Raw genomic sequence first — 12257 nt, 5'->3', positions numbered from 1 at the left:
GCTTTAACGCTAACACTAGCCAGCGCCCAGTCGATTCAGCAAACGATCTTTAAGTTGATCTTGCAAATTACCCATCTTGGCCCCTAATAAACTTTCTAGCTGCGCTTCTATCGCTTTACCTTCGCTTTCTTGCTGCTGTAACAGGCTTAGCCATGCTTGCTGTGCCCCAAGTTGCTCTGTTAAACGGCTATCTAAATCTGCACGCAGCTGCGTTTGGAGCTGGGCTATTTTTTGTTTTGCTTCGCCGAGCAGGGCATCTCCGAGCATCCGATCTAACGCAGAGCGCACGGTAACTTGTGGATTGGAAATGACCCCTTCGGCCAACACATCAAAGGGGATTTGGCTTTGTTGATTGAGTAGGTTGACTAAGGGATCAAGGTAGCGATTACCTGTTTGCGCAAAGTTAGCATTTTTTAACAGCACCTTGGCTTGCTGTTTTAGCTGGTCATCCGTCAGTTTAAGCGAACCGTTGGCACTTAATAATCCTGCTAATAAGGTCAGCGCATTTTGCTCGCCACCTAAGGTTACCTGTTCCAACGCCATACCCTCTAACTGCCAGCTGAGGTTAGTTATCATCTGGTCGAGAATGGCAAAATCGCCATTTAACTGCAAGGTGTTAAGCTTAGGTAAGCCTTTAACATCTAACTTAAAGCGTGTCGCCACGTTATTAATCAGCTGATGCTGCGTGGTGATATCTTGCATGGTGATCGTACTTTCGGTTCCGGCCAGCAATAAATGCAATTTAGCATTTTTCACCCAAAAGTCAGGATAAGGCTGATTGGGATCCAGCGGTTTCGCTGGTGCTGGTTCGCCTGCTTGTTGCAGATAAGGTTTGGCGAGTTGATAAAGCGCTTCGAGCTTTTGAATTTCCTTAGCCCAAATATCACCCAACAAAATTTGAAAAATAGGGGCGAGACCACCCTCTTGAATATTGGCTAATTGTTGCAGTTGTTGCCAATCTTGCTCTGCTGCTTGACGCACGGCTTGAACCGCCGCAGTTAAACTGTCGCGACTCTGCGTTAAGCTTTGCTGCATGGCGCGCAGTTGATCCCATTCTGCTTTAACCTGTTGTTGTAATGCATTGAACTGTTGGGTTTTCGCCGCTAAATCAGCCGCATCTGTTATGCGGCTTTCTGTTAGTGCTTTAATGTTAGTTTGTAATTCTGCTAGCTTAGTGGCATCAGGTAATTGCTGGCGGAGTTGCTGCAATTGTTGTTGCTGAGTCAGAGCGAGTTGTTTTAATTTTTCACCTTGCTGCACTGTTTGCAGATTGGCTCTTGCCATGATGTCTGCTGCCGTGGGTAGCTCTACTTGCAATAAGCTGGCAAGATCTAAGGCGTTATCATTGGCAACGGGGGGGCGATACACCTTACCCGGTTGTTGTCTGGCGCTACCGTAAGCCAGTTCGGTAATCTCTAACTCTTCAACGATATAATAGCCTTTTAACGCGGGCCAAGGATCTACTTTGGCATAAGCCTTTGCAAAGCTTAGGCTGTTAAATGCCGGTTTCGCAGGGTCGGTGAGTTGTACGCCGCTAATTTGCAATGAGACCGGCATTAAGCGCAATGACACACGATCCACATTGACCTCTGCGCCAGTCACGGTTTCTAGCTCGCTAATCAGTACATTTTTGATCAGGGTATTAGCAAGCAACCAGCCAATCAGCAAGAGCGTAATTAAGCTAACAGGCAAGATCCAAAGTAGTTTCTTCATCAGAATATCCTTATTAAAAGTCATTGAGAGACAAGGTATAACCTAATTAGTTTAAAGCAAAATGACCAAGCATACAGGTTTTAGCTTTTTTTAATTGCGTTTTTGAGCGATTGCGACCAATTACAGCTGGTTGCGGTGAAACTGCATGTCAGCAAAGGCAGGAGTGTTTATGCTATCCCTAGTTAAGGAAAGCGAGAGGTGTTATGCGCGTTTTTAGTGTCGTGTTAAGTCTATTCTTAGTGGGGTGTAAACCGGCGCCAGAGCCTGAGCAAATGGTACAGCGCGATCCGGCCTGGTTAGATGCCCGCAGTGCGCAGCAGGCGCTTGCAGCAAAAGAACTCACTAGCGAACAACTCGTCAGGCATTATCTGCAACAAATTGCCGAGCATAATACCCAAGGACATCAGTTGCGCGCGATTACTGATATTAATCACGCAGCTATTGCGCAAGCCCAGCAACTTGACAAAGAAAGAGCAGCTGGGCAGCTGCGCTCTTCGTTACACGGTTTACCTGTGGTACTAAAAGCTAATATTGCTACTGCCGATGCAATGCCTACTACAGCAGGTGCCTTAGCTTTAAAAGGACATTTAACGCCTAGCGATGCGCAATTAGTGGCACAGTTACGCGCCGCTGGCGCGGTGATTTTAGCCAAAACCAATTTATCGGAGTGGGCTAATTTTCGGGGGGAAAACTCAGCCAGTGGTTGGTCGGCGCTTGGCGGGCAAACGCGTAATCCGCATCTGTTAAGCCATACCCCTTGTGGTTCTAGCTCGGGCTCTGCCGTGGCCGTCGCGGCCGATCTGGCGTTATTGGCAGTAGGCACGGAAACCGATGGCTCTATTATGTGTCCGGCAGCCATTAACGGTATTGTCGGGATTAAGCCAACCCGTGGCGCGGTGTCTGGTGAAGGTATTATCCCGATTGCCAGCGCGCAAGATATTGCTGGGCCAATGGCCAGACGCGTCTATGATGCTGCACTGTTATTAGAGGCCATGTTAACGCCTGCCGCACGACAGCAAATTCCGGCTTCATTAACGGCTGCTGCGTTACAGCCAGCGAACAGTGGCAAAGTATTATTAGTCCGGGCTTTTGATGAGCGTGAGCCAGCGTTTGTCGACATTCTAGATAAAACCGCTCTATTGCTGCGTGCCGCCGGTATTGAGGTGATTGAAAGCAGCGACTGGTCGCTGCCGTCGGCCTTATACCAAGCGGAGTTTCAGGTGTTGTTGTATGAGTTTGCACGGGAGTTGCCGCAGTGGCTAACTGCGTATGAAGTGCCTGCAAGCGTCAATACCTTGCAAAAGATTATTGCTTTTAATCAGGCCCGAGGGCAGGAAGCCTTAGGTTTTTTTGGTCAAGAATATTTAGAGCAAGCTGCCGCCATTGACTTGGTAGAGGCACAAGCAGACTATCAGCAAGCGCTGCAACAAAGCCGCGCCCTGGCAGAAACCGCACTTAACGCTTATTTGCAACACGGCTTTAGCGCGATTATTTTGCCTTCTTATGGCCCGGCTTGGCCTATTGATCATATTAATGGCGATCGCTTTAATTTTGGTACTTCAACCGCAGCGGCCGTGGCGGGATATCCTTCGATTACCTTGCCAGGAGGCGTTAAAGATCACTTACCGTTAGGGTTAAGTGTGGTAGGTTTACCTTGGTCAGAGCCGGAGTTGTTACGCTACGCTGCTTTGCTAGAGCAGCAATTGGCGGCGTATCAGCGTCCACGTTTTGTGGCTGCGGCTGAATAACAAAAGCTAAAATGCAGCTTGACTCTAGTGTAAGGCAAGAGTGCATAATAGCGGGTGATGTTGGGGAATAAGAGCAACCGCATGTTAAGCACCTTGGTACAACGCCAAAGAATCTGGATTATGCCGCTGTTAATCAGCATGGCATTTTCTTGGTGCTTTATGCTGTGTCAAAATCTAGCGCAGGCAAGTACTCACTTACCCAGCGATAGCGCTTTGCCGCAACAAGTTCTGGTTACGCCTCCCTGCCATAGCCAGTTCGTCGAGATTACTGCCGAATCAAACACCGCTGAGTCAAATACCGCTACACTGAGCAGTGCACCTTGCAGTGGTTGTGAGCATCAGGCGGCTGCGGCTGCTGAGAGCGTTACTCTCGTTTTGGTTGCTGTATTAATCAGCTGGCTAGGTTTGACAGTATATGACCTGCCGGCCACGACTATTCCTGCCATTGCTTTAGCAACACCGCCTCCGCGCACAGCCGTTCCGTTATATTTAGGAAAAAACCTGCTGTTAATTTAAGCCTTTACTTCACTCTATTGGGTCCGGCAATGCTGCCGGTGTATTGAGTTTTAGTAAAGGTTTTAATGTTATGCGAAATGTTGCTGTTAGTCATATTGCTCGGTCTTATTCGGTTGTGCGGCATTGGTGTGTCAGCCCGCCGCAGAATAGGTTAGCCTTAGTGTGTAGCCTGATGTTACCGCTACTAGCCACTGCCCCTGCTTTAGCGCAGCAGCATGGTCATAGTCATCCGCAGCCACACCAGCCTGTTGCGACAAATAGCCTACAAGCCGATCCTTTAGCGGCGTTACAACCACAGCCGCAATTTACCTGCTCCATGCATCCACAAATCCGTTTTAGCGATCCGCATGAGCGCTGCCCAATCTGTGGCATGGCGCTGATCCCCGTCGCAGTTGAAGATAATCAAAGCGGCAGCGCGGCGCAGGTCGAATTACGCTTAAGCCCCAGCGCCGCCGCCTTATTGCAAACTGCTGTGCTGCCAGTACGGCAGGCTGCCAGCACCCAGCGTATCAGCTTACCCGGTACCTTAGTGGCCGATCAAAGCCGAGTCCAAACCATCAGCGCCTGGACCAGTGGCCGTATTGAACAGGCCTATGTTAACCGCACGGCGCAGCAGGTGCAGGCGGGGGAGCCGATGCTGGAAATTTTTAGCCCGGAGCTAATTGTGATCCAGCAGGAGCTGCTGCAAGCCAAGCAGTTATCGGCGCGTAGCAGTTTGCCAGCAGGCTCGACCTTAGATGGCGCGCGGCGGCGCTTACGTTTACTTGGCGTACCGGCCGTGCAAATTGAGCAGATCCTGCAGCGTGAACAGTTACAGGATACAGTCACGCTCAGCGCACCGGTCAGCGGCATCGTTACCGAAAAATTTGTGAATCAAGGCGCTTATGTCAGTACCGGTCAGCCACTCTTTACCGTACTGGCGCTGGATCAGCTATGGTTGGAGTTAGCGGCTTTTGAATCCCAATTGCCGTTACTTAAAGTCGGGCAGCAGGTAGAGATCAGTGTCAAAGCCTTGCCGGGCGAAATGCTAACTGGCCGTATTGAGCTGATTGAACCTGAGCTATATATCGCCAATCGCACTGCCAAAGTGCGGGTGTTACTTGCCAATCCTGATGGCAGATTAAAACCAGGTATGCTGGCGCAAGCCACTATTCAGGCGGAGCTAGCCGAGAGCTTGTTAGTGCCAGCTTCTGCGGTACTGTTTACTGGCAAGCAGTCACTGGTGTATGTGCAGCCAGATCCGGCAGCGCCGCGCTATGAACCAAGGCTGGTCGAGCTTGGGCTGCGCTTAGGTGAAGAGTATCAGCTGTTATCCGGTGTGCAGGTCGGTGAGTTAGTGGTCACTCAGGGCGCCTTTCGGCTCGATAGCGAACTGCAAATCCGCGGCCTGCCCAGTATGTTAAATCCGTCCGCCGCAGCGGGCGATAGCGCCCACTCAGTACATAACCATAGTATGGATGTGACGGCTTCATCGCAACCATCTCAGGCAGCAGTCAGCACCGCTGCCGTTATGCCAAGCCCGGATGGTTTTGTGGTCCCCGCAGCCGCACAACATGAGTTGCTGGAGGCTTATCACCACGCTTACGAGGCCTTGGTGGCTGATGATTTAGCTAGCTGGCAGCAGGCGACCTTGGCTATGCAGCAAGCGGTGGCGGCAATTGATTGGCCAGCGCGTTTTCCTAGGGTGCTAAGTGCCTTAAATGCGGGAGCGGAGGAGATTGAAGCAGTGTCAGAGCTGACAGAGGCGCGTGCCTTGTTTTACCGGCATAACCTTGGCCTACTGCGTTTTGCTGAGTTGGGGGTGCTGGCTGACGGCTGGTACGAGGCCTATTGCCCAATGGCACGAGATGGTGCAGGTGCCAGTTGGCTTCAGCGCGATGCAGTGCTGCGTAACCCCTATTTTGGTGCCGTGATGCTGCGCTGCGGCGATATGGTGCGCCGTTTTGGGGCGGAGGAATAAAGCATGACTGCACCCTTGCCACCTGAAGCAGGCCAAACAGCAAGTCAGCAAGGCTTTGGCCGTTTTATCGCGCTGTTATTAGAGCAAAAACTGCTGGTGTTTGTTACCTGCATCATCCTACTGGTTATTGGGATCGGCGTCGCGCCCTTTGGCTGGCAGCATCAGCTGCCATTAAAGCCGGTAGCAGTGGATGCCATACCGAATTTAGGCGAAAACCAGCAAATTGTGTTTGCCGATTGGCCGGGGCGCTCACCGCAGGATGTGGAAGATCAGCTGACCTATCCGCTCAGTAGCGCCTTGATGGGCGTGCCAGGGGTAAAAGATGTGCGCTCCTTGTCGATGTTTGGCTTTAGCAGCATAGCGCTGATCTTTGAAGAGGATATCGAGTTTTACTGGGCCAGATCGCGCATTCTGGAAAAGCTGGCCAGCTTACCAGCGGATACCTTACCGCCCGGTGTACAACCGGCGCTGGGGCCGGATGCCACCGGCCTTGGGCAAATTTTCTGGTATACGCTGCAAGGGCAGGATCCGCAGGGAAAACCTGCTGGCGGCTGGCGCTTAGATGAACTGCGCAGCATTCAAGACTGGTATTTACGCAGTGGTTTGCTTACAGCCGAAGGCATTAGTGAAGTGGCTGCGATCGGCGGCTATCAGCGGGAATATCAGGTCGAAGTCAATGCGAACTTGCTGCGTCTTTATAATGTGACAATGGAGCAGGTCACTGCCGCGGTAATGGCGGCTAACCTAGACGTTAGCGCCGGCAGCCGAGAGCTCAATGGTGTCGAATATCTGATCCGCGGCCAAGGTTTTGTTAAGCAGCTGGCAGATTTGGAACAGGCGGTCGTTAGGCTGGGGCCGGACAATGTACCGATTCGGGTGCAGGATGTGGCTAAGGTCAACTTTGGCCCAGCTGCGCGCCGTGGTGCGCTAGATGTCGCTGGCGCCGAAGCGGTGGGGGCGGTGGTTACCGTGCGCGAGGGCTATAACCCCAGACAAGCCATTAGCAATATCAAAACGCGGATCAGTGAGCTGCAGGCCGGTTTACCAGCCAAAGCCGTGATTAATTGGGCGGATACCAGCGTAGCGCAAGTCAGCGACTTTGCCGCTTTACAGCAATTGCCAATGCCCAGCGCACAGTTTACTGAGCAAAACGATAGCGTACAGCTCGCTTGGCGCAACTGGTTACAACAACATCCAGCGCAGCATTGGCCTGACTGGTTAACACTAAGCAAGATCGAATTAGTCCCGTTCTATGATCGTTCGATATTGATTGATGAAACGGTCGCCACCCTTGAATCCACGCTGGCGTTACAGATCTTACTGACCAGCTTGGTTGTGCTCGCAGTACTGTGGCAGTTTAGAGCGGCACTGGCAGTGAGTTTAATGCTGCCCGTAACCGTGTTGGTTAGCTTTATCTTGATGCGTTACTTTGAGGTAGAAGCCAATATTGTCGCCCTAGCTGGGATTGCCATTGCCATTGGCACCATTGTCGATCTGGGCATTATTTTTACCGAGAATGTGTTGCAGCAACGGCAAACTGCGCAGCAGCAGGGCCTACGTTTTAATGCGGCTTCGGCGATCCAGCAAGCCGGGCTTGAGCTGGGGCCTGCGTTACTGACCGCCATCAGTACAACCGTGATTAGCTTTTTGCCAGTGTTTGCCATGACGGGTGCCGAAGGTAAATTATTCGGCCCGCTGGCCTATACCAAAACCTTTGTGCTGTTAGCCGCAGTGCTGCTGGCGGTAACCTTGCTGCCAGTGGTGTTGTATTGGCTTTTCGCGGCAAAGCCTGCGCAGCTTCGGACGCGGTTGGCGCAAAAATGTCGCTTACTATTCCCAGCAGGCCTGCCAGCATTACCCGCGTTGCTGCTACGCAGAGCGCATGGCGTGTGCGTATTGTTAGCGCTAGTAAGCCTACTGATTTGGCTTGCGCAACTTTGGCTACCGCTAGGGCCAAGCGCGGGTTTTTGGCATAACTTGCTGGTTGTTAGCAGCATATTGTTGGTGGTGCTGGCGGCGTTCTGGTGTTTTTGGCGGCTGTATTTACCGCTGCTACGCTTATGTCTGCGTTTTAAGGGGCTATTTTTACTCTTGCCAGTGCTGGTGGTGCTAACCGGCCTGTCAATTTGGTTAGGCGCAGCAAAAGTGCTGCCAGGGCTAAGTCATAACAGTCAGCTGGCGCAGCGTTTTCCGGGGTTAAGCCGCGAGTTTATGCCCGCCTTGGATGAAGGCGCTTTTTTACTGATGCCAACCATGATGCCGCATGCCGCGATCAGTGAAGCGCTAAGTATCTTACAACAGCAGGATCTGGCGATTGCTGCGATCCCAGAAGTGAAAACGGTGGTCGGGAAAATTGGCCGGGCTGACAGTGCGCTGGATCCAGCGCCGTTATCGATGATTGAAACCCTGATCCAGTATCACAGCGAATATAAAACCGATGCCCAGGGTAAGCGGCTGTATTTTAGCTATGATCGACAAACCGACAGCTTTGTTCGCGATAGCAATGGCGAGCTAATCATTGACCCACGCGGTCGGCCCTACCGACAATGGCGTGAGCATATCAAAAGCCCGGATGATATCTGGCAGGAAATTGTGCAAGCGGCGCAGTTGCCCGGTGTCACCTCGGCACCTAAGCTACAGCCGATAGAAACCCGGTTACTGATGCTGCAAACCGGCATGCGCGCAGCAATGGGCATAAAGTTGCAGGCGCCAGATTTAGCCACGCTAGAGCAAATGGCGCTGGCATTTGAGGCAGCACTGCGCGCTGCACCAGCCATTTCGCCACTCAGCGTTAACGCCGAGCGGGTGGTGGGCCAGCCGTATTTAATTGTCACGCCCAATCGGCAGCAAATTGCCCGGCATGGCCTAAGTATGCAACAGGTGCAGCAAAGCTTAAGTACTGCCCTGGCTGGGATGGATGCTGGCCGCACCGTCGAGGGGCGCGAGCGTTATCCGATTCGGGTGCGTTATCAACGTGAACAGCGCGATAGCTTGGAGGCGATAGCCGAAGTACTGGTGGCGACGCCCGCCGGCTATAGTGTGCCGTTAATTGAACTGGCAGAGATCCGCTACCAGCGCGGCCCACAGATGATCCGCTCGGAAAACAGCTTTTTAACCGCCTACATTACCTTTGGCGCAGCGCGTGGTATTGCCGATGTCGAAGCGGTCGCGCAGGTAGAGGCTTATTTGCAGCAACTGTTGAGTACCAGTGAGCTAACATTGCCGGCCGGCGTCAGTTATCAGTTTGCTGGCAGTTACCAGCAACAGCAAAGTGCCGCTGCGACACTAAGCTGGTTGGTGCCGCTGGCGCTGACCTTGGTGTTTATGTTGCTGTATTTACAGTTTAAGCAGGTCAGTACCGCGCTGATGATTTTCAGCAGCATTGCCATTGCCTGGGCGGGCGGTTTTATCGCGCTGGATGCGTTCGCACAACCGGGCTTTTTAAACAGCCAGTGGTTTGGCGCTAATTTGCGGGAGCTGTTTAATCTGCAAAGCTATAACCTCAGTATCGCGGTCTGGGTCGGGTTTTTAGCCTTATTCGGTATTGCTGTCGACGATGGCATTGTGATGGCGACTTACCTTAAGCAGCAATTTGCTGCCCGGCCAGCAAGCAGCCGTGCTGAAGTGCGCGAGTTAGTGTGTGCAGCGGCAGCCAAACGCATTCGCCCCTGTTTAATGACGTCTGCCACTACGATATTGGCACTATTACCGGTACTTAGCGCCACAGGCCGCGGTGCAGACTTAATGATCCCAATGGCGATACCCACACTTGGCGGTATGCTGTTTGTGTTACTAAGTGTCTTTATGGTGCCGGTGCTGTACGCCGCTCGGGAGGAGTGGCGCTTGCGTCATTGAAAAAGCTGTAACTAGCAGGTTAACAAGATTCGCCGCTGTTACCGCCACCTAACAGCGGTTAAGTCCGTTACGTTTACTTTTTGCCTGTTTACTTTTTAGCTAATGCTGCAATATTAGCAAGATCCTGCTGGTTTTTTCAGCAAACAGTTTTTAATGATTTTACTTCTTTGTTTTTTACGCTAAGGCTAAGTGTTTGAATTTATTACCCCCCCCCCAGAGATAATCTCATTTTAGGTATATGTTTATAACTAAATAGAATATAACAATGTATTGTATTCACAAAAATGAGCATGTAGGTTACAACTCATTGTTAAGTTTGTTTCTTTGTAAACACAATAGAAGTTAGAGGTTGTTGTGGCAGAACATGGATTGTTTCGCGCGAATGCTGTTAAGCAGCAAAGCGCCCGTTTAGATGGGGACGTCATTATCGCCCAGCCCCTCAGCAGTACTTTGCTGACGGTCATATTAGTGGGCGTGGTGCTGGCACTTGTTACCTTTTTAAGCCTTGCCTCGTTTAACCGCAAAGAAACTGTCACCGGCTATCTAAAACCTGATATGGGTTTAGCAAAAGTCATGTCGCCGCGCTCGGGCGTTATTCAACAGGTGTTTATTGAAGATGGCCAGCAAGTGCAGGCCGGTGAGCGGCTGGCACTGCTGCGGATGCCCGACCAACTGGCGATGGGCGATAGCCTTTCCAGCACCTTACGACAAGGTATTGAGCAACAAATTGCTTTGGTGAGCCAGCGCCGCAAGCAAGTGATTACCCAATTTAACCAGCAAGCCAGTGAATACCAAAGCCGCTTACGTCTTAGCCAGAATTTATTGCAAGACTTACAGGCGCAGCAGCAATTATTACAAGAGAGACTGGCGTTGCACCTAAAGCGGCAGCAAGATTTTAGCGCCTTGCAGCAACGCGGTGCCATTTCTGCTACCGAGTTACAGCAACAACAAGAGCTAGTATTAAACCTGCGCCAGCAGCTGGCCGAACTGAATGCCAGTGCGCAAAACCAAAAAGCCCAGTTTGCGCAATTAGAAGGCTTAATTGAACGCTTACCCGGCGAGCAACAGCAACAACTTACCCTAGTAGATAGCGAGCTATCACGGCTATCGCAGCAATATACCGAGCTTAGCGCCCGTGGTGAAATGCTCATTACCGCCCCCATTAGCGGCCGTGTGACCAATCTGGTGGCCGAAACCGGCGCTAACGTACGGGCCGAGTTGCCGCTACTGACCATTATGCCCGATAACGCACAGCTACAAGCCATTTTACTGGTGCCTACCCGTGCCTATGGCTTTGTGCAGCCAGGCCAGCGTACCCGTTTACGTTTTGATGCCTTTCCGTATCAACGCTTTGGCTTATATGAAGGGGAAGTAATAAAAACGGCGCAGGCAATCGTGCTTCCGGGAGAAGTCGATATGCCTGTCGCCGTACAGGAGCCAGTGTACCGAGTACAGGTTGCACTGGGCCAACAAGTAATCCGCGCTTATGGCACAACAGTCCCGCTCCAATCGGGCATGCTGTTAAGCGCAGATATCGTGCTGGAACAACGCAGCTTAATTAGCTGGCTGTTTGAGCCGATTTTAAGCCTGCAAGGGCGGTTATAACGCTCGGTATCGAGCAAACCTTAAACTTAAAATCATCTCAAGGAGAGATATTATGCAAGAATTAACATTTGAGCAAGTTGAAGAAGTGAGTGGGGGTAAGTCGGCTGGTTCGGTTGCTAAAGCTGCTGGGAAGGTACTTGTGCGTGTAGGACATCCTGCTGCAGTAGCACTTGGCGTTGTGTTGATTGTTGGTGGAATAGCAGCTGGTTACATGGAAGCACATGAATCCGAACAATAAGGAAGAGTTTACAAATGAAACTACTTACAGAAGAAGAAATACTATTTGTTTCTGGTGGTGCAAAAAGCAGTGAAACTCAGACTGGGAAAAATTGGGCTGATGTAGCCTCGGAGACCCTTGATAAAGCTTGGGAAGGTCTCAAAGCTATCGGAGCGCTAATTCACGAATTCGTCTGTGACGAACACTAACTTATATTGTTTCCAGGGGGCATTGCTCCCTGTTTTCTTCGAGGAATATATGGATTCAGAAAAATCTTATCTAAGAGTGGCTAAGAAGCTTGGTTACTTCTTTTTGGTCATCCTTCTATTAGTTGCTGTTGCAGGCATCTATCAAGGTTATATGGAGGCGCATAATGATATGAAAACGTCTAAATTCGAAGATGCTTTGGAAAGTTGAAACTTTGAATATTTCCTCTTCGGTGCGATTAATATTTCCCCAGAATCGCATCGTTTGGTCATCGAAGTGCAGGTATAAAATTGAAAAAGGCAATATCGTAAGATTTATATATTGTTAGATGATGCGCCTCGCTGCACTGGAGTCGGATGTGTAGTTAGAGGAAGTTCATTTTGGTTGATATTCCTACAGAATCTTAGCCTGTATTACTTAATTGGCGTTCTGAAAA

9 protein-coding genes are annotated in these 12257 nt (G+C 50.9%); 8 read left to right on the top strand and 1 reads right to left on the bottom strand.

Annotated features, from left to right (window positions below; translation table 11 throughout):
- Nucleotides 1–15: 15 nt before the first annotated feature.
- A complete protein-coding gene (locus tag ACO1PK_RS04725; RefSeq protein WP_423187521.1) occupies nt 16–1713 on the bottom strand; it encodes a TIGR03545 family protein in 1698 nt (565 codons plus the stop codon).
- Nucleotides 1714–1916: 203 nt separating this feature from the next.
- Between ACO1PK_RS04725 and ACO1PK_RS04720 the strand changes: the two genes are divergently transcribed.
- The 8 genes from ACO1PK_RS04720 to ACO1PK_RS04685 all read left to right on the top strand — a co-directional run bounded on the left by ACO1PK_RS04720 (nt 1917) and on the right by ACO1PK_RS04685 (nt 12031).
- Nucleotides 1917–3461 (top strand): amidase, encoded by a 1545-nt coding sequence (locus tag ACO1PK_RS04720; RefSeq protein WP_423187520.1) that lies wholly within the window; start codon nt 1917–1919, stop codon nt 3459–3461.
- Nucleotides 3462–3542: 81 nt separating this feature from the next.
- Nucleotides 3543–3977 carry a hypothetical protein gene (locus tag ACO1PK_RS04715; protein WP_423187519.1) on the top strand — a complete coding sequence of 145 codons (435 nt, stop codon included), beginning with the start codon at nt 3543–3545 and terminating at the stop codon, nt 3975–3977.
- Nucleotides 3978–4047: 70 nt separating this feature from the next.
- Nucleotides 4048–5937 carry an efflux RND transporter periplasmic adaptor subunit gene (locus tag ACO1PK_RS04710; protein WP_423187518.1) on the top strand — a complete coding sequence of 630 codons (1890 nt, stop codon included), beginning with the start codon at nt 4048–4050 and terminating at the stop codon, nt 5935–5937.
- A gap of 3 nt (nt 5938–5940) precedes the next feature.
- Nucleotides 5941–9792 carry an efflux RND transporter permease subunit gene (locus ACO1PK_RS04705; protein WP_423187517.1) on the top strand — a complete coding sequence of 1284 codons (3852 nt, stop codon included), beginning with the start codon at nt 5941–5943 and terminating at the stop codon, nt 9790–9792.
- A 354-nt stretch (nt 9793–10146) separates the two neighbouring features.
- Nucleotides 10147–11397, top strand: coding sequence for an HlyD family secretion protein (locus tag ACO1PK_RS04700; protein ID WP_423187516.1), 1251 nt, complete (start codon nt 10147–10149; stop codon nt 11395–11397).
- Between the two features lie 52 nt (nt 11398–11449).
- The gene (locus ACO1PK_RS04695; RefSeq protein WP_423187515.1) at nt 11450–11635 is read left to right on the top strand and encodes a hypothetical protein; all 186 of its coding nucleotides are present in this window, start codon (nt 11450–11452) and stop codon (nt 11633–11635) included.
- Nucleotides 11636–11649: 14 nt separating this feature from the next.
- A complete protein-coding gene (locus ACO1PK_RS04690) occupies nt 11650–11823 on the top strand; it encodes a hypothetical protein (RefSeq protein ID WP_423187514.1) in 174 nt (57 codons plus the stop codon).
- 49 nt (nt 11824–11872) lie between these two features.
- The gene (locus ACO1PK_RS04685) at nt 11873–12031 is read left to right on the top strand and encodes a hypothetical protein (RefSeq protein WP_423187513.1); all 159 of its coding nucleotides are present in this window, start codon (nt 11873–11875) and stop codon (nt 12029–12031) included.
- Nucleotides 12032–12257 lie beyond the last annotated feature (226 nt).

This window comes from Alishewanella sp. d11, from assembly GCF_049390205.1.
Taxonomy (GTDB): domain Bacteria; phylum Pseudomonadota; class Gammaproteobacteria; order Enterobacterales; family Alteromonadaceae; genus Alishewanella.
This window is presented reverse-complemented; position numbering and strand designations above follow the sequence as displayed.